The following is a 17,016-nucleotide window of genomic DNA, read 5'->3' as shown; positions in this document are numbered from 1 at the left end:
AACAGGGAGCCATGACAATGGGCGAGGCCGGTGCGATAGCCGAAACACACGTCGCCGGACGGCCCGAAGCCGTGACAGTGACCTGCGCGGACGGTGTGAAGCTTGGCGGCCACCTGTGGCGGGGGACAACGGGATCGACGCCCGGCCGGGTCATCATCAACCCGGCGACGGGCGTCGCCGCGCGCTATTATCACCGCTATGCGCAGTTTCTTGCGGCCCGTGGTTTCGAGGTGCTGACCTATGACTACCGGGGTATCGCACTGTCGCGGCCGGAGATACTTCGGGGCTGCGGGTACCGGTGGCGCGACTGGGGCGAACAGGATTTTCGAGCCGCGCTCGACCTCCTGCTCAGCGAAACGGCGGCTGGTCCGGTGCTGGTCGTCGGGCACAGCATAGGCGGCTATCTTTCTGGACTGGCGGACAATGCGCGCCTTATCGACCGGATGCTGACGGTCGGGGCGCAATATGCGTGGTGGCGGGACTATGATCGGCGGCAGAGGCTCCGGCTCTTCTTGAAATGGCATGTGGCGATGCCGGCCTTGACGGCGGCCTGCGGCTATTTTCCGGGCAAGCGGCTGGGCTGGCTCGAGGACCTGCCATCCGGTGTGGCGCTCGAATGGGCGTTCCGCGGAAGGCGGATGGAGGACACGCATCCGCGCCGGGAACGGGAGGACGTACTGCGACGGTTCGCGGAATTCCGCGGGCCAATACTCGCCATCGGCGTGACGGACGACGCACTTGCGACGCCCCGCGCGATCCGTCGGACGCTCAATTACTATAGGAATGCGGATCACAATGCGGTGCTGCTCTCACCCGCCGATCTGGGCTTCGAAAGATTGGGGCACTTCGACCTGTTTCACGACCGCCATGCCGGCGGTTTCTGGATCGATAGCCTGCTATGGCTTCGCGACGGTCTCAATCCATGGCCGGACAAACGGTTGCAACTTTGACGGCGGAGAGCTGTCACGCGTCGATAAACTTATGTTGATGCCATCTTCCGAAACCAAACGGGCTCCCCAACCTTAATCCTGTCGAGGCGCCCAGGCCGTGCCATCCCCGATTTCACGACGCGACCGAAAGGATAACATCATGCCGAGGACAGGAACCCTTTTCGCCAGCACCATTCTCGCCGCCGCGCTCGCCGCGCCCGTGGCGTTCGCCCAGACGGCGGAGACCAAACGACCCAACGCACCCAGCCAGACGCCGGCCTTCGAGAACCAGACGCGGGCGCCGCTGCCGGAAGCTTCGCCCGAGATCGAGGTGGAAACGGTGGCGGAGGATCTGCCGCATCTCTGGTCGATGGAATTCCTGCCGGACGGGCGGATGCTGGTGACGGCAAAGCAGGGCGACATGCATATCGTCTCGCAGGAGGACGGCTCCGCAGGTCCGGCGATTGAGGGCGTGCCGGCGGTGATGTCCAATGGCCAGGGCGGTCTGCTCGACGTGGCGCTGGCGCCGGACTTCGAAACATCCAATATGATCTACTTCTCGTTCTCGGAGCCGCGCGAGGACGGCAACGGCACGTCGGTCGCATCCGCGAAGCTGGTCGAGGGCCAGAATGGCGCCGCGCGGCTGGAGGACGTCAACGTGATCTTCCAGCAGATGCCGGGCTACGACGGTAACAAGCATTTCGGCTCGCGCCTGGTGTTCGGGCCCGAGGGCGAACTCTACGTGACGGTCGGAGAGCGTTCGGATGCGGAGGTGCGGACCGGCGCCCAGGATCTGGCAAGCGGTTTCGGCAAGGTGTTCCGCATCAATACCAGCGGCAAAGCGCTCGACGACAACCCGTTCGTCGGCACCGATGGTGCGCTGCCGGAAATCTGGAGTCTTGGCCACCGCAACGTGCAGGCGGCGGCACTCGATGGTGACGGGCGACTGTGGACGATCGAGCACGGACCCAAAGGCGGCGACGAGTTGAACCGACCGGAAGCCGGCAAGAACTACGGCTGGCCAGAGGTGACCTACGGCGTGGAATACAGCGGCCGCGCGGTCGGCGACGGCATTACATCGCAGGAAGGCACGGAGCAGCCGGTCTACTATTGGGACCCTGTCATCGCGCCGTCGGGCATGGCCTATTACAATGCCGAGGCCATTCCGGAATGGCAGAACGCCTTTCTTGTCGGCGGGCTTGTGAGCCGCGGGATCGTGGTGCTGCACATGGAGGGTGACCGCGTGGCGCATGAGGAGCGCGTCAATCTCGACGCCCGCATTCGCGATGTGAAGGTGGCGCCTGACGGCAGCGTGTTCGCGGTGACAGAGCAGCGCGGCGGCGGCGGATCGACGATCCTCCGACTGACCAAGAGCGACGATCAGAGCTGATCCTGTCGATCAACCGATGAGGTTAGAGAACTTCACCGAGTAGATGCGGTCGCGCCCCATCAGGTGCGCGACCAGCGTCGCCCGGTCGAAGAGGCCGGTAAAGGCCTTGTGGCGTAGGTCGAGCCCGCCTGTCGTCACGCCGAAGGAGGGCATGATCAACCGCCTCCCATCGATCGCGAAGCAAGGGCGACGCACGGCCTTTTCGCGGCGGCGGACCGTGGCGCAAGGATGAAGATGACCTGAGACTTCACCGGCTGAGGAGCGCAGCGTCGGCTCGTGGCGGAAGGTCAGTCCCGCATAGACGAGTTCATCGGCCGAAATGCCAGGCAGGTCGTGGACGCCATCCGGATCGTGGTTGCCGTTGACCCATATCCACTCGCGGCCCGCCGCCATGGCTGCAATCATGCGGCGGAAGGCATCCGGCAGTTCGGCCGATCCGCGCCGGTCATGGAAATTGTCGCCGAGGCTGATGACGACTGCCGGATCGTAGCGGGTGATCACGGCATCGAGCAGGCGGAGCGTTGCCAGCGTGTCGTAGGGCGGCAGAAGCTGGCCGCGACGGGCGAAGGCTGCCCCCTTCTCCAGATGCAGGTCCGATACAACGAGCGCGCGGACATCCGGCAGGTAAAGCGCGCCGAAGGGATCGCAGACGGCGGCCGCGCCGTTGAACTCGATCTCGGCCGCCAGAGCGGTTGTTTCCGGCGCAACGAGGCGCCTTGCCGTCAGACCAGTCATTCCGTCTCTCGTTCGGGCCTCTTTGCGAGACGCCCCTCATCCGCCTGCCGGCACCTTCTCCCCGCCTGCGGGGAGAAGGGACTCGCGGCAGCCGTTCCAATCCCTATCGCCGGCAGTCTCCCAGCCGTTTTTCCACGGTCCGTTGCCCACGCCACATCCTCAGGCCATTGCCTCGGCGATCAGATCGTCGGCGGCTTCGGCCAGGACATCCTCGTGGGCCTCTCCCACCACCGGCTCCTTGCCGATTTCCAGCATGACCGGCACCGCGAGCGGCGAGATGTGGTCGAGCCGCTTGTGGGTGATGTGGCCCCTGATTCGTTTTAGCATATCTGCAAGGCGGGCAATATCCAGCAGGCCGCGAGCGGCATCCTGACGCGTGGCCTGCAGCAGGATGTGATCGGGCTCATGGCTGCGCAATACATCGTAAATGAGATCGGCGGACACCGTGACCTGGCGTCCGGACTTTTCCTTGCCGGGATGGCGTTTCTCGATCAGACCGGCGATGACGGCGCAGGTGCGGAAGGTGCGCTTCAGCATCCAGCTTTCGTCAAGCCAGGCTTCCAGATCGTCGCCCAGCATGTCCTCGTCGAACAAGTCCTGCAGGGACAGGCGGCCCCGAGCGATCATCGAGCCCATGTCCTCCAAGCCCCAGATGGCGAGCGAGTAGTCAGTGGCGACGAAGCCGAGCGGCTTTCCGCCCATGCGCTCCAGCCTGCGGGTCAGCAGCATGCCGAGCGTCTGGTGGGCGAGCCGGCCCTCGAACGGATAGGCGACGAGGAAGAAGCGCTTCGATCGCGGGAAGGTCTCGATCAGCAGTTCGCCGCGCTTCGGCAGGACGGACTTCTCGCGCTGGATCTCCAGCCAGTCGCGCACCTGATCCGGCAGTTCGCGCCAGCGGCCGGGATCGTCCAGCATGGCGCGCACCTGCTCGGCGAGATAGGTGGAGAGGGGGAACTTGCCGCCGGCATAGGCGGGGATCTTCGGGTCCTGCGAGAAGGCATTGGAGACCAGGCATTCGTTTTCGCGGATGCCCTCGAAGCGCAGCACCTTGCCGCCGAACAAGAAGGTATCTCCCTGGGACAGCTGTTCCAGGAAGTATTCCTCGACCTTGCCGAGCGTCATGCCGCCGCGACCGATGGAGCCAAGATGATTGCGCCTGACGAGACGGACGTTGAGCATCGGCATTTCGACGATGGTGCCGAGGTTTAGCCGATATTGCTGGGCGACCTGCGGGTTCGAGACCCGCCAGAGGCCGTCCTTGTTGAGCCGGATCTTGGCGTAGCGCTCGTAGGTTTTCAGCGCATAACCGCCGGTGGCGACGAATTCGACGATGCGGTCAAAAGTGTCTCGCGGCAGTTCGGCATAGGGGGCGGCGCTGACGACCTCGGAATAGAGATCGTCAGCCGAGAAGGGGTCGGCGCAGGCCATGCCGAGCACGTGCTGTGCAAGAACGTCGAGCGCCCCCTCGCCCATCGGCGGCGTATCCTGGGCGCCGAGATAGTTGGCATCGAGCGCCGCCTGGCACTCCATGACCTCGAAGCGGTTGGCGGGCACGAGGATGGCGCGCGACGGCTCGTCCATGCGGTGGTTGGCGCGGCCTATGCGCTGGGCCAGACGGGAGGCACCCTTGGGTGCTCCGACATGGACGACGAGATCGACATCGCCCCAGTCGATGCCGAGGTCCAATGTGGAGGTGGCGACGACGGCGCGCAGCCGATTGTCGGCCATGGCGGCCTCGACCTTGCGGCGCTGGCCGACATCGAGCGAGCCGTGGTGGAGCGCGATCGGCATGTTGTCGTCGTTGATGGTCCAGAGTTCCTGAAACAGCATCTCCGCCTGCGAGCGGGTGTTGACGAAGATCAGCGTCGTCGCGAAATGCTTCAGCGTCTCATAGAGCTCCGGCATGGCGTAGCGTGCCGAGTGGCCGGACCACGGGATGCGCTCCTCGGTCGTCAGGATCGAGATGATGGGCTTCGCGCCGCCATCCACGGTGACAAGGCCAGCCATGGCTTCGGTTCCAGGCGTCTGGCCGACCAGCCAGCGCTGCAGTTCCGGCGGATCGGCAACCGTGGCCGAGAGGCCGATGGTTTGCATATCTGGCGCATGGCGGCGCAGACGCGCGAGGCCGAGCGACAGCAGATGGCCGCGCTTCGTGGTGACCAGCGAGTGCAGTTCGTCGAAGATGACGAAGCGCAGATCCTTGAAGAAACGGTCGGCCTCGCCATTGGCCAGCAGCAGCGCGAGCTGTTCGGGCGTGGTCAGCAGGATATCAGGCGGATTGAGCTTCTGGCGCTGGCGCTTGGCCTGGGGGGTATCGCCGGTGCGGTTCTCCACTGTGACCGGCAGGCCCATCTCGCCGACGGGTTTCATCAGGTTGCGCTCGATATCGACGGCGAGCGCCTTCAGCGGGGAAATGTAGAGCGTGTGGATACCGGTGAAGGCGGCGCCAGGCTTTCGTTTTCCACGATGCAAAAGATCGACCAGCGAGGGCAGGAAGCCGGCGAGCGTCTTGCCGGCGCCGGTGGGAGCGATCAGCAGCGTGCTGTCGCCGGCCTCGGCACGACGCACGAGCTCCAGCTGGTGGGCGCGCGGCGACCAGCCCTTGTCCGCGAACCAGCGGAGAAAGGGATCGGGCAGCACCAGGCAGGCGGAATCAGCGGCGTTCACGCTCAAAAGGTAGTGGCGGCGGTCGAAAAGAGAAGCCCTGATCGGCGCCCGCTCCTTACATCGCGATGTAGCGGTCTTTCCTGTGATTGATGGCGAGCGTCAGGTTCAGCACCACGGCGCCGACGACCGAGCAGAAGATGATGAAGGGGCTGGCGAGGAAGAAGGAGAAAACAAGCACACAGCCGTCGAAGACCAGCTGCACGAGACCGGCGCGCCAACCGAAGCGCTCCTGGAGATAGAGCGCCAGGATGCCAAAGCCGCCGAGGCTGGCGCGGTGGCGGAAGAGGATGAGCAGACCCGTGCCGATCAGCAGGCCACCGAAGATCGCGGCGATCAGCGGATCAATATGGGAAATGCCGATGGCGCGCGGCACCGCTTCGCTGAGGAAGGAGGTGGCTGCGATGGCGATGAACGTCTTGACGCAGAATGCAAGGCCGAAGCGGCGGAAGGCCAGCCAGTAGAACGGCAGGTTCACCGCGAAGAAGACGAGGCCAAAGGCATAGCCCGTCGCGTAATGCAGCAAGAAGGCGACGCCGGCGGTACCGCCGGTCAGCAGGCCAGCGCTCGACAGGAAAAGCACGCCGAGCGAGGCCATGATGGCGCCGGCGGCGAGCCCCTGCGCATCCTCGATCACCGAATGGCGATCAGGGGTGGAGGTGATCCATTCGCCGAACCGGGTCTGCGCCATCTCGTCTATCGTTCCTTGCTTAGCTTTTCCGTCTCTTAGTCCCGATCATCGGTGGGGATCAAGAGGAGGCCGACGTAACGGCAAAGCCAAACCGACCGCTCAGCGGAGCGCGATGTAGCGGTCGGAGCGGTGGTTGATGGCGAGGAAGAGGTTGAGCACCACGGCGCCGAGGATGGAGTAAAGAACGACGCCAGGGGTGAGCACGGCGAAGGCGAGCGCCATGACGCAGAGGTCGAAGCCGAGCTGGACGAGGCCGGCGCGAATGCCGAAGCGATCCTGGATGTAGACCGCGAGAATGCCGAGGCCGCCTAGGCTGGCGCGGTGGCGATAGAGCGCAAGCAGGCCGAAGCCGACGAGCAGACCACCGAGGATGGCGGCCCATATGGGCGCGATCTCTTGGATAACGAGGAAGCGGCTTTCGATTTCGACGAGGAAGGATGTGAGGCCGACGGCAACGAATGTCTTCAGCGTGAAATCGAGGCCGACGCGGCGAAGCGATAGCAGATAGAAGGGCAGGTTGAGCACGAAGAACAGCAGACCGAAGCTTAGGCCGCTCCAGTAGTGGATGACGAAGGCGAGGCCGGCCATGCCACCGGTCAGAAGGCCGACCTTAGCAAGAAGATAGAGGCCGAGCGCCGCGATCATGCTACCGGCAAGAATCCCTTGAACGTCCTCGGCGGGGGTGTGGCGGGACGGGTTCGTATTCCAGATACCAAGCATGCTGCTCATATGCGCCATGATTTCGTCTCCAGAAGAAGCCTCAGGGGACAAAGGGTACCGCAGATCCGCTGGTTCGCAAGGGCGATAAGTCAACAATACTGACCTATCGACATCTTCGCAATCTTGTTGCCGTCAGGCATCCCGCACGGCAACAAACAGAATGCCGAAGACAGGTTTTCCGCCATCCATGCGAATGGTGGTTTTTTCGATGCAGAGGGTTTTGAAGCCGAAGCGGTCGAGCAGGCTCCGAACGTAGGTCTCTGAATGCACGTAGCGCAAAGACTCTGCGAGGCCGAAACCGTCAACGTCGCCGCCATCCTCGACGGAAAAGGCGAGCATGGCGCCTGTTGCCGCAAGCCGCTGTAGAAGCTCCAGGGTCGCCTCAAGGCTGCCGAGATACATGAAGACGTCAGCGGCACAGACGAGATCAACACGGGCCTCGGCCAGTCCGTCGGCGAAGAGGCCCGACGCAGGAGAGTCGAGCGACAGGTCGGCCTGGGCGAGAAGATCGTAAACGCCCTTTTCCTCGGCCTTTGCGAGCATACCGGCCGACAGATCGAAGCCTTCGAGCCGGTCAGCCAGATCGCGGATTTCGATGCCGAGCAATCCGGTGCCGCAGCCGAGATCGACCGCGTGGCGAAAACGGCGTCCTTCGCCCGCGACGCGGCGGAGAAGCGCCGAGAGCTTGGGCGGCACGCTGTAATCCAACTTCTCGACGAGCGCTGTCTCGAAGCGGTCGGCATAGTCGTCAAACAGCGCCTCTACATAGCGGCTCGGCGGCTGGTCGGGGACCTCGATGGCGCCGAGACGGGCGAGCTTGAGCGAGGCGGCAAAGATGTCCTCTGGATCGAGTTCCAGAACACGACGCAGGGCCGTCTCGGCGCCCTTTTCGTCACCGGACTTCTCGCGGTAGTCAGCGAGCTGCTGCCAGCCGGCTGTCCATCGGGGGGCGAGTTCCAGCGCCTGTTCCATCAGTTCGGCGGCAGCGGCGGGATCGCCGGCGTCATCGAGCATCTTCGCGTAATCGGCACGACGGTCTGTCACGACGTCGCCGGAGGAGAACTGCATCGGGTGCATGTCAGAGGTTTTCCGAGAAAGGTGCGCGCTCTTCGCCGATCCGAAGGAAAAACTCAAGCGCAAACTCATCGAAGCATGCCGAGAGCTTGCGAGCGCCGCATTTGCCGCCTATCTCTGCCCCAAACAGGAGATTTGCCAATGTCGGACAGCGTCAACCGATTCCTGGGCGATACGCCCGGCCGGACCATCGTCAAGCTGGTGGTCGTTTCCCTGATCGTCGGCTTCATCATGGCCGTGTTCGGGGTCGTGCCGGCCGACATCCTGTACAGTATCCGCAACTTCATCCTCGATCTCTGGCATACGGGTTTTGCCGCGCTGGGACGGATAGGCGACTATCTTCTGCTCGGCGCGACGGTGGTGATCCCGGTGTTCATCGTGATCCGGCTGATGAGTTCCCGCTCCTGACATGGATGCACGCGCCCTTCTTCTCCCGTCGCGGCGGCGCCTCCTGATCCTTGGAGGCGGTCTGCTTGCGACGGGCCTTGCCAGCTGCCGCAGCACGGACATCCTGCCGACTGGTGACGATCTCGCGACGCCGCATACGGACGAAGCGCTGCCTATGGTCAACGCACTCCGGAAAAAATCGTCTTTACCTGAGCTTACGAAGGGCGAACCGGCGGAGGTCGCAGCTGTTGTGCAGGCACGACGGATGGCGGCGGCCGGCAAGATGGCGCACCTTCTGTCGCCGAACGACAGCTTTCTCGACCGGATGAAGGCCGGCAATGTGCCACTTCCGGCGGCCGAAAACGTGGCGGCCGGGCAAGACAGCGTCTCAAGGGCCGTGCAGGCGTGGATCGACTCGGCCCGGCATCGCGAAAACATGCTCGGCAGCTATACCGCGCTCGGCGTCGCGGTCGCGCATAATCCCTCTTCCGGTGGGCGGCCTTATTGGGCCATGGTGTTGTCCAGCTGAGGCGATTCTGGCATCTCGGCATTACCGAGAGCACCCCATGCAACTACCCTCCCCCGCGTCCCGACCTTTCGACGTCACCAACCGGCTGGTGCTGTCGATCGCCATTCCGATGACGCTCGGCTTTCTGACGACACCACTGCTCGGACTGACCGATACAGCCGTTGTCGGGCGGACCGGCGAAGCCTCCGCGCTCGCGGGGCTGGCGATCGGCGCGGCTCTCTTCGACCTGATCTTCGCGTCGCTGGGTTTTCTCAGGGCATCCACGACGGCGCTGACGGCGCAGGCCTACGGGCGGGGCGACGGGAAAGAACAGCAGGCAGTGTTCTGGCGATCCTTCGTTCTGTCCGTTGCACTGGGACTTGCCCTACTGCTCCTGTCGCCGCTTCTGCTTCAGGCCGGGCTCTGGCTGATGGGACCGGAGGGCAAGGTGGCGGAGGCAACTTCGACCTATTTCTTGATCCGCATCCTGGCGGGGCCGCTGACGCTCGCGAACTTCACACTGCTGGGTTTCGTGCTCGGACAGGGGTGTGGCAAGACGGGGCTCTTACTGCAGGCGCTGCTGAACGGGACGAATATCGTGCTATCGATCCACCTGGGGCTGACGCTTGGCTGGGGGATTGCCGGCGTTGCCTGGGGGACTGTGATCGGCGAGGCGGTCGCCATGATAATCGGGCTCTCGATCGTGCTGGCAGGGGGCCGCGGCAGGGAAAAGCCGAGCCTTGCCGAGATATTGGATGCTACCGAACTGCGGCGGCTGTTCTCGATCAACCGCGATATCCTGATCCGTTCGTTCGCGCTGCTGATCGCGTTTACCACCATGACCCGGATCGGCACGACCTTCGGTCCCGTCGCACTTGCCGCGAATGCCGTGCTGATGAATATCTTTCTCGTCGCCGGTTACTATCTCGACGGGTTCGCCAATGCCGCCGAGCAGATCACGGGACGGGCGATCGGCGCGAACTACAAACCCGGTTTCGTCAGGGCTGTCAGGCTCACCGCCATCTGGTCGTTCGGCCTCGCAGGCGTCACGACCGCCTTCTTCCTCATCTTCGGAGCGAATGTGATCGACGTGATGACGACGTCGGAAGAGGTACGCGCGACCGCCTACCAGCATCTTCCCTGGGCGGCGATCACGGCTTTCAGCGGGGCGCTCGCCTTTCAGATGGACGGGGTGTTCATTGGTGCAACATGGTCGCGGGACATGCGCAACATGATGCTGGCGGCGTTCGCCGGCTACATGGTGTCGCTGGCGGTTCTGGTCCCGACGCTCGGCAATCACGGCCTCTGGATCGCGCTCAACCTGTTTCTGGCGATGCGCGGGCTGTTCCTGCTTGCGCGGCTGAAGCCGAAGCTCGCTCAGACTTTCGCTGACAGCCAGTGATCGAGCCTGGTATCGCGAAGGTCGCGGATCGAGGAAAGGCCATTGTCGGCGCAGTATTTCGAGAGACCACGCACGATGCGGCCGGGAAGTGCCGGGCCTTCGTAGACCATCGAGGAGTAAAGCTGCACCAGATCGGCGCCGGCGCGGATCTTCTCGAGCGCCGTTTCCACCGACGAGACGCCGCCGACGCCAATGATCGGCAGGTCGGGTCCGACGCGCTTGCGCATTCGGGCGAGTACCGCCGTCGATTTTTCGAACAGCGGCGCGCCTGACAGGCCGCCGGTTTCGGAAGCCTGCCGCGTGTCGGTCAGGCCTTCGCGCGACAGGGTGGTGTTGGAGACGATGAGGCCATCGAGGCCACTCGCAAGAACCTCTTCGGCGATGTCGTCCATGCCCTCTTCCGTCAGATCGGGGGCGATCTTCAGGAAGACGGGGCGGCGGATGCCGGCGGACAGAGCCTTCTCGTCGCGGGCGGCAAGCACCGCCTTGAGGAGAGCGGAGAGGCTTTCACGCGCCTGCAGATCACGCAGGCCAGGTGTGTTCGGCGAGGAGATGTTGGCGGTGAAATAGCCTGCCACGCCGTAGAAGCGATGAATGCCGGTTACATAGTCGGCGATGCGGTCTTCGCTATCCTTGTTGGCGCCGATGTTGACGCCGACGATGCCGACACCCTTGCGCGCCTGTAGCCGGGCAAGGGCCGAGGTGTGGCCCTCGTTGTTAAAACCGAGCCGGTTGATGACCGCATTGTCGCGCTCAAGGCGGAAGATGCGGGGCCTCGGGTTACCTGACTGCGGCTTCGGCGTGAGAGTGCCCACTTCGGCGAAGCCGAACCCGAGGTTCAGCAGCGCGTCCGGAACCTCGGCGTTCTTGTCGTATCCTGCGGCCATGCCCAGTGGATTGGCGAAGGTGAGCCCGGCGACCTGCTGCACGAGACGCGGATCATGCGGCGACCGGCATGAGGGAACGAGGCGGGATTTCAGCGCGGCGATCGACAGGCCATGCGCCGTTTCGGGATCGAACAGGAAGAGGCCGCGACGGCCGATCTTGAAAGGATCGATCATGGGTGAAGCTCCGGAAACACATGCAGACCGTCGGCGCCGACCGGTAGCGGCGCCTCCCAGAGAACCGCCCCGAGCGGCAGAGTGGCATAGAGATGCGGGAAAAGGTCGCCGCCGCGGGAGGCCTCGAAGCGAAGTGCCTCGCCGAGAGCTTCGGCATCGACCGCCACAAGCAGGAGGTTTTCCTGTCGGGCGAAATGCAGCCGCGCGGTCTCACGAGCCTGGGCGGCGGTGGAAAAATGGATGAATCCGTCCTTCAGATCGATCGGGGCGCCGGCGAATTCGCCGGTTTGCCGCACCGGCTGCCATAATTCTTCCGGCACGATCTTGTAGATTGTGGTCATCTCGCCGCCTGTCCCTTACGCTGTCGCCCAGCGCATACTGAGAAAAGCAGCGCATGTCCATGCGGCACGGGAACGAGGCGAAGCGCAGTCCAAGAGGAGAAAACCGTGTCGGCCATACGCCCCATCGCCTTTGCAGTCTTGGTCACGATGCCGGGAGTGGCTGCGGCCCAAGTCGCGGACAGCGGTAGATTCCAGCTGGAGCGCACAGAAAACGGCATCGTGCGGCTCGATACCCGCACCGGCGCGATGTCGCTCTGCCAGGACAGGGACGGCAACCTCATCTGCCGGATGGCAGCGGACGAGCGGGCGGCCTATGAAGAACAGCTCGATCGGCTGGAAAAGCGGGTGAAGGCGCTGGAGGACAAGGCCGGTGCCACGGGCCTTTCATCGTCCGGCGAGAACCTGCCGAGCGATGCCGAGGTGAATCGCTCGATCGGGATCATGGAGCGGTTCATGCGCGCCTTTTTCGGCCTCGTTCGCGAATTCGAGGCTGAAGACCGGGCGGAGAGTTCACCGCCACCGCGAACGAACTGACTCATTTCATCGAAACCCGGCTCTTCAGTCGGCGCGGCCGACACTATGGTATTCGAAGCCCGCCGCCGCGACGGCCTTTCGGTCGTAGATATTGCGGAGGTCGACCAGAACCGGCCGTTTCATACGTTTGGCGAGATCGGCAAAGTCGAGATCGCGGAAATGGCTCCATTCCGTGATGATCACAAGCGCATCCACTCCATCGGCGACTTCACCGATGCCTGACTTGTAATCGAGGTCGGGCATGGTCTCGCTGAAGGCCGGCATGCCCTCGGGATCGTAAGCCTTCAGCCGGGCGCCTTTGTCGAGCAGAGCCTGAACAATCGACAGCGCCGGTGATTCCCGGATGTCGTCAGTGTCAGGCTTGAAGGTCAAACCGAGAATGCCAATCGTCTTGCCGCGCAGATCGCCGCCGACGGCGAGCTCGATCTTGCGGGCCATGGCGCGCTTTCGGGTTTCGTTGATGCCGACGATGGTTTCGATCAGACGGATGGGAGCGCTGTGGTCCTGCGCCGTCTTGACGAGAGCGAGGGTATCCTTGGGGAAACAGGAACCGCCATAGCCGGGACCGGCATTGAGGAACTTGCGGCCGATGCGCGTGTCGAGGCCCATGCCGAGCGAGACATCCTGAATGTTTGCGCCCACGTGTTCGCAGAGATCGGCGATTTCGTTGATATAGGCGAGTTTCAGCGCCAAGAAAGAATTGGCGGCGTACTTGATAAGTTCGGAGGTGCGGCGCGCGGTGAAGACGACCGGGTGCTTTTCCGCGTCCAGCGGCTTGTAGATGTCGGACATGATCTGGCGAGCACGATCGTCGTTCATGCCGATCACGACGCGATCGGGCTTCATGAAGTCCTCGATCGCCGCCCCCTCGCGCAGGAATTCGGGATTGGAGACCACGGCGACATCGGCGTGCGGGTTGGCCTCGTGGATGATGCGCTCGATCTCGTCGCCGGTGCCGACCGGCACGGTCGACTTCGTCACGACGACGGTGAAGCCTTGCACCGCGCGTGCGACTTCGGCGGCGGCGGCGAAGACATAGCGCAGATCGGCGTGGCCATCGCTCTTACGCGAGGGTGTGCCGACGGCGATGAAGACCGCGTCAGCATCCGCGACCGGAGCTGCGAGATCGGTGGTGAAGGACAGACGACCGGCCGCGACGTTGCGGGCTATCATGTCATCGAGGCCGGGCTCATAGATCGGCACCTCTCCGGCTTTCAGCCGCTCGATCTTGTCGGCGATCTTGTCGATGCAGACAACCTGGTGGCCGAACTCCGAAAGGCACACGCCGGACACGAGGCCGACGTAACCGGTACCGATGATCGCGATGCGCACGTAAATCACTCCCCAAAGATGGTGACGCGCTGTCTGCAGGTTATGCTACCGGCAGCGCGAGCCGAAGCCATAGCGCCTGCCCAGGAACAAGCCAAGGGGACGATCAGCGAAGGGTTAACACCCGAATGACCAGAGGCCCGCGCCACATCCCGCGACAACCAGTGCAGAAGCACGGTCGGGCAAGCAGCAAGCCTTACAATATCGTTGCGTCAATCGTGCATGTTGCTGGACGAGTGCCAGCGCCAGGCGGTGTCGATGATCTCGTCGAGGGTGCAGCGCGGCTGCCAGCCCAGCACCTCGAATGCCTTGGCATTGTTGGCCACGAGAGCGGGTGAATCGCCGGGGCGCCGGTCCGTCTGTTCGACCGGGAAATCCTTGCCGGAGACCCGGATGATCGTTTCCAGCAGTTCCTTGACGGTCGTGCCGGTACCGGTGCCGAGATTGAGCTCGACCGAACCACCGCCATCGAGGAGATGCTGCAGCGCCCTAACATGCGCATCGGCGAGATCCATGACGTGGATGTAGTCGCGCACGCAGGTGCCGTCGCGGGTGTCGTAGTCGGTGCCGAAGACCTTGAAACCTTGGCGCCGGCCGAGCGCCGCCTCGATCGCAAGCGGGATCGCGTGAGTCTCGGGCGTGTGCCATTCGCCGATGCGACCCTCGAAATCGGCGCCGGCCGCATTGAAATAGCGCAAGATGGCCGAACGGAAGCCGGTATAGGCGTCGTAGTCCTTGAGCGCCTGCTCGATGATCCATTTGGTGCGACCATAGGGATTGATCGGCGCCTGGGGATGGGTCTCGTCCATCGGCACCTGCTGCGGCAGTCCATAGGTGGCACAGGTCGAGGAGAACACAAAGGTCTTGATACCGGCCGCCTGGGCAGCGGACAGCAGGGTCAGCGACCCGATGACGTTGTTCTCGTAGAAAGCGACGGGCTCCTTCACGCTCTCGCCAACCTCGATCAGAGCGGCGAAATGCATGATCGCGACGGGCTTGTGTTTCGCGAGGACCTCGTCGAGACGGGCGCGGTCGCGGATATCGCCCTGTTCGAGCGGCCCCCATTTCACGAATTCGGAATGACCGTTGGTGAGATTGTCGTAGACGATGGGCAGGAAGCCCTTGCGCGACAGGTGGAGGCAGGTGTGGGAGCCGATATAACCGGCACCCCCAACCACGAGAACGGGCTTAGCAGTCATGGATGATCGACATCTCCGAGGCGGGTCCTTGCGAAAGTCTTAAGGGGTCGGCGAAGTCGGAGCAAGACCTGCCAGCGGACACGGGCTTTTATGACAGCTGCGTGTCGCATGGGGACGGAGGCAAAAACAAGCGCGCCGTTGCACGAATCGTTTTAACGTTTACGTTAAGGTAAATTCAGATTATTGCCTCTTGCCGTGACACTGCAATGGCATAATCTGCGACGAGGCTAGCGAGGAAGCCTTTCCGGCAAGGAGGACAGTCGCCGGTTGGGAGTGCCAAGGGAGGAGAAAAGAAGAATGACGGACCTTTCGACACGTCCGAGCGGGAAAGCCGAGGAAAAGCTGTGGCTTTCCTCCTATCCGGCATCCGTACCCGCCGAAATTCCGGCGTTTGAGTACAACTCGCTCGGCGAACTGTTCGAGGCAAGCTGTGCGAAGTACGGTGATCGTCTCGCCTTTTCGAGCATGGGCCGCGGCATGAGCTTCGGCGAGATCGAGGCGCATTCGCGCGCAATAGGCGCATGGCTGCAGGCGCAGGGATTGGCAAAGGGCGATCGGGTCGCCGTGATGTTGCCGAACATCCTGCAGAACCCGGTGATCGTCTACGGTATCCTGCGCGCCGGCTATACGGTGGTGAACGTCAATCCGCTCTATACCCCACGCGAACTGCAGCATCAGCTCAACGATGCCGGCGCCAAGATCATCTTCGTTCTGGAGAACTTTGCCCACACGGTGCAGCAGGTGCTGCCGCAGACCTCTGTGACGAAGGTGGTCGTTGCGACCATGGGTGACATGCTGGGGCCCAAGGGCCTGATCGTCAACCTTGTCGTGCGTCGCGTGAAAAAGCTGGTGCCGGCCTGGTCGATCCCTGGCCACACAAGCTTCAAGCAGGCCCTGAAGGGCGGGCGTGGCCTGTCCCTGAAACCGGCGAGCGTGAAGAGGGACGACGTGGCGTTCCTGCAATATACCGGCGGCACCACCGGTGTCTCGAAGGGCGCGACGCTGACGCATGCCAACCTGCTCGCCAACAAGATGCAGATCAGCCTCTGGCTGGAAGATGTGTTCATCCGCAAGGGTCGGCCGGAGACGATGACCTTCGTCTGCGCGCTGCCGCTCTATCACATCTTCGCGCTGACGGTGAATTCGCTCATGGGGATCGCGACCGGCAGTCACAACCTGCTGATCGCCAATCCGCGCGACATCCCGGCTTTCCTCAAGGAACTGCAGCAGCACAAGGCGCACGTGTTTCCGGGACTCAACACGCTGTTCAACGCGATGATGAACAATCCGGAATTCGCGAAGGTCGATTTTTCCTCGCTGCTGCTGGTGCTCGGCGGCGGCATGGCGGTGCAGCGGCCTGTCGCCGAGCGCTGGCGCGAGATGACGGGCTGCCCAATCGCGGAAGGCTACGGTCTCTCGGAGACGTCGCCCGTCGCCACCGTGAACCGGCTCGACAGCACCGAATTCTCCGGGATGATCGGACTGCCACTACCCTCGACGGATGTGGAAATCCGCGACGAGGATGGCAAGACGCTGCCGATCGGCGAGGTCGGCGAGATCTGTATTCGCGGGCCGCAGGTGATGGCGGGCTACTGGGGACGTCCCGAGGACACCGCCAATGTGATGACCGCCGACGGTTTCTTCCGCTCCGGCGACATGGGGCTGATGGACGAGCGCGGCTACATCAAGATCGTCGACCGCAAGAAGGACATGATCCTGGTCTCGGGCTTCAACGTCTATCCCAACGAGATCGAGGAAGTCGCGGCCATGCATCCCGGCATCCTGGAGGCGGCGGCGATTGGCGTTCCGGACCCCCATTCCGGCGAGGCGGTGAAGCTGTTCGTGGTCCGGAAGGATCCGGCGCTTACCGAGGAACAGGTGAAGGCGCATTGCGCCCAGAACCTGACCAACTACAAGCGCCCGCGATTCGTGGAATTCCGCACCGAACTGCCGAAGACGAATGTCGGCAAAATCCTGAGGAAGGATCTGCGCGGCTGAGATTTGGCCGCGGGGTTCGACGTGGCGGCGCCTTCGGGCGCCGTTCGCTTTTTA

The 17,016-nt window shown here is 63.3% G+C and carries 16 protein-coding genes; 7 read left to right on the top strand and 9 right to left on the bottom strand.

What is annotated here, in order from left to right; genetic code table 11:
• Nucleotides 1-17: 17 nt before the first annotated feature.
• On the top strand, nucleotides 18-950 hold the full coding sequence (locus J5J09_RS03895; protein ID WP_246745782.1) for an alpha/beta fold hydrolase: 933 nt from the start codon (nucleotides 18-20) through the stop codon (nucleotides 948-950).
• A gap of 139 nt (nucleotides 951-1,089) precedes the next feature.
• Nucleotides 1,090-2,319, top strand: coding sequence for a PQQ-dependent sugar dehydrogenase (locus J5J09_RS03890; protein ID WP_208548379.1), 1,230 nt, complete (start codon nucleotides 1,090-1,092; stop codon nucleotides 2,317-2,319).
• Between the two features lie 9 nt (nucleotides 2,320-2,328).
• Here the strand turns inward: J5J09_RS03890 and pdeM are convergent, their stop codons facing one another.
• The 5 genes from pdeM to J5J09_RS03865 form a co-directional block, all read right to left on the bottom strand.
• Nucleotides 2,329-3,054 carry a ligase-associated DNA damage response endonuclease PdeM gene (gene pdeM / locus J5J09_RS03885; RefSeq protein WP_208548378.1) on the bottom strand — a complete coding sequence of 242 codons (726 nt, stop codon included), beginning with the start codon at nucleotides 3,052-3,054 and terminating at the stop codon, nucleotides 2,329-2,331.
• Between the two features lie 159 nt (nucleotides 3,055-3,213).
• Entirely contained in the window at nucleotides 3,214-5,721 is a 2,508-nt protein-coding gene (locus J5J09_RS03880) for a ligase-associated DNA damage response DEXH box helicase (RefSeq protein WP_208548377.1), read from the bottom strand.
• A gap of 55 nt (nucleotides 5,722-5,776) precedes the next feature.
• Nucleotides 5,777-6,409: a YitT family protein gene (locus tag J5J09_RS03875; RefSeq protein WP_208548376.1), complete on the bottom strand. Its 633-nt coding sequence runs from the start codon at nucleotides 6,407-6,409 to the stop codon at nucleotides 5,777-5,779.
• A 99-nt stretch (nucleotides 6,410-6,508) separates the two neighbouring features.
• Nucleotides 6,509-7,147: a YitT family protein gene (locus tag J5J09_RS03870; RefSeq protein ID WP_208548375.1), complete on the bottom strand. Its 639-nt coding sequence runs from the start codon at nucleotides 7,145-7,147 to the stop codon at nucleotides 6,509-6,511.
• Nucleotides 7,148-7,261: 114 nt separating this feature from the next.
• Nucleotides 7,262-8,206, bottom strand: coding sequence for a methyltransferase domain-containing protein (locus tag J5J09_RS03865; RefSeq protein WP_208548374.1), 945 nt, complete (start codon nucleotides 8,204-8,206; stop codon nucleotides 7,262-7,264).
• 138 nt (nucleotides 8,207-8,344) lie between these two features.
• Here J5J09_RS03865 and J5J09_RS03860 point away from each other — a divergent pair, with 138 nt between their 5' ends.
• The 3 genes from J5J09_RS03860 to J5J09_RS03850 are packed head-to-tail and all read left to right on the top strand — an operon-like array spanning nucleotide 8,345 to nucleotide 10,500.
• Nucleotides 8,345-8,611, top strand: coding sequence for a DUF6460 domain-containing protein (locus J5J09_RS03860; protein ID WP_208548373.1), 267 nt, complete (start codon nucleotides 8,345-8,347; stop codon nucleotides 8,609-8,611).
• Nucleotide 8,612: 1 nt separating this feature from the next.
• Nucleotides 8,613-9,119: a CAP domain-containing protein gene (locus J5J09_RS03855; protein ID WP_208548372.1), complete on the top strand. Its 507-nt coding sequence runs from the start codon at nucleotides 8,613-8,615 to the stop codon at nucleotides 9,117-9,119.
• A 37-nt stretch (nucleotides 9,120-9,156) separates the two neighbouring features.
• Nucleotides 9,157-10,500 carry an MATE family efflux transporter gene (locus J5J09_RS03850; RefSeq protein ID WP_208548371.1) on the top strand — a complete coding sequence of 448 codons (1,344 nt, stop codon included), beginning with the start codon at nucleotides 9,157-9,159 and terminating at the stop codon, nucleotides 10,498-10,500.
• On the opposite strand, the gene J5J09_RS03845 is transcribed toward J5J09_RS03850, so the two are convergent.
• Nucleotides 10,476-11,561, bottom strand: coding sequence for a quinone-dependent dihydroorotate dehydrogenase (locus tag J5J09_RS03845; protein WP_208548370.1), 1,086 nt, complete (start codon nucleotides 11,559-11,561; stop codon nucleotides 10,476-10,478). The two genes, J5J09_RS03850 and J5J09_RS03845, sit on opposite strands and share 25 nt — an antisense overlap.
• The gene (locus J5J09_RS03840) at nucleotides 11,558-11,902 is read right to left on the bottom strand and encodes a DUF952 domain-containing protein (RefSeq protein ID WP_208548369.1); all 345 of its coding nucleotides are present in this window, start codon (nucleotides 11,900-11,902) and stop codon (nucleotides 11,558-11,560) included. Before J5J09_RS03840 ends, J5J09_RS03845 begins: the two co-directional genes overlap by 4 nt.
• Nucleotides 11,903-12,049: 147 nt before the next feature.
• Here J5J09_RS03840 and J5J09_RS03835 point away from each other — a divergent pair, with 147 nt between their 5' ends.
• Entirely contained in the window at nucleotides 12,050-12,436 is a 387-nt protein-coding gene (locus tag J5J09_RS03835) for a hypothetical protein (RefSeq protein ID WP_210387992.1), read from the top strand.
• Between the two features lie 24 nt (nucleotides 12,437-12,460).
• Here J5J09_RS03835 and J5J09_RS03830 read toward each other — a convergent pair whose 3' ends face one another.
• On the bottom strand, nucleotides 12,461-13,768 hold the full coding sequence (locus J5J09_RS03830) for a nucleotide sugar dehydrogenase (protein ID WP_208548368.1): 1,308 nt from the start codon (nucleotides 13,766-13,768) through the stop codon (nucleotides 12,461-12,463).
• A gap of 209 nt (nucleotides 13,769-13,977) precedes the next feature.
• Nucleotides 13,978-14,964 (bottom strand): UDP-glucose 4-epimerase GalE, encoded by a 987-nt coding sequence (galE, locus tag J5J09_RS03825; protein ID WP_208548367.1) that lies wholly within the window; start codon nucleotides 14,962-14,964, stop codon nucleotides 13,978-13,980.
• A gap of 297 nt (nucleotides 14,965-15,261) precedes the next feature.
• Here galE and J5J09_RS03820 point away from each other — a divergent pair, with 297 nt between their 5' ends.
• A complete protein-coding gene (locus J5J09_RS03820; RefSeq protein ID WP_208548366.1) occupies nucleotides 15,262-16,962 on the top strand; it encodes a long-chain fatty acid--CoA ligase in 1,701 nt (566 codons plus the stop codon).
• The last annotated feature ends 54 nt before the right edge of the window (nucleotides 16,963-17,016 follow it).

Source organism: Ciceribacter sp. L1K22 (genome assembly GCF_017599385.1).
In the GTDB taxonomy this organism is placed as follows: Bacteria; Pseudomonadota; Alphaproteobacteria; order Rhizobiales; family Rhizobiaceae; genus Allorhizobium.
Note: the sequence above shows the minus strand (reverse complement) of the source record. Positions and strands in the feature narration are given on the sequence as shown.

Bases quoted from the DNA above. Each gene is read 5' to 3' on its own strand.
- J5J09_RS03895 (WP_246745782.1), top strand. From the start codon at position 18: ATGGGCGAGGCCGGTGCGATAGCCGAAACACACGTCGCCGGACGGCCC.
- J5J09_RS03890 (WP_208548379.1), top strand. From the start codon at position 1,090: ATGCCGAGGACAGGAACCCTTTTCGCCAGCACCATTCTCGCCGCCGCG.
- pdeM (WP_208548378.1), bottom strand. From the start codon at position 3,054: ATGACTGGTCTGACGGCAAGGCGCCTCGTTGCGCCGGAAACAACCGCT.
- J5J09_RS03875 (WP_208548376.1), bottom strand. From the start codon at position 6,409: ATGGCGCAGACCCGGTTCGGCGAATGGATCACCTCCACCCCTGATCGC.
- J5J09_RS03870 (WP_208548375.1), bottom strand. From the start codon at position 7,147: ATGGCGCATATGAGCAGCATGCTTGGTATCTGGAATACGAACCCGTCC.
- J5J09_RS03865 (WP_208548374.1), bottom strand. From the start codon at position 8,206: ATGCACCCGATGCAGTTCTCCTCCGGCGACGTCGTGACAGACCGTCGT.
- J5J09_RS03860 (WP_208548373.1), top strand. From the start codon at position 8,345: ATGTCGGACAGCGTCAACCGATTCCTGGGCGATACGCCCGGCCGGACC.
- J5J09_RS03855 (WP_208548372.1), top strand. From the start codon at position 8,613: ATGGATGCACGCGCCCTTCTTCTCCCGTCGCGGCGGCGCCTCCTGATC.
- J5J09_RS03850 (WP_208548371.1), top strand. From the start codon at position 9,157: ATGCAACTACCCTCCCCCGCGTCCCGACCTTTCGACGTCACCAACCGG.
- J5J09_RS03845 (WP_208548370.1), bottom strand. From the start codon at position 11,561: ATGATCGATCCTTTCAAGATCGGCCGTCGCGGCCTCTTCCTGTTCGAT.
- J5J09_RS03840 (WP_208548369.1), bottom strand. From the start codon at position 11,902: ATGACCACAATCTACAAGATCGTGCCGGAAGAATTATGGCAGCCGGTG.
- J5J09_RS03835 (WP_210387992.1), top strand. From the start codon at position 12,050: ATGCCGGGAGTGGCTGCGGCCCAAGTCGCGGACAGCGGTAGATTCCAG.
- galE (WP_208548367.1), bottom strand. From the start codon at position 14,964: ATGACTGCTAAGCCCGTTCTCGTGGTTGGGGGTGCCGGTTATATCGGC.
- J5J09_RS03820 (WP_208548366.1), top strand. From the start codon at position 15,262: ATGACGGACCTTTCGACACGTCCGAGCGGGAAAGCCGAGGAAAAGCTG.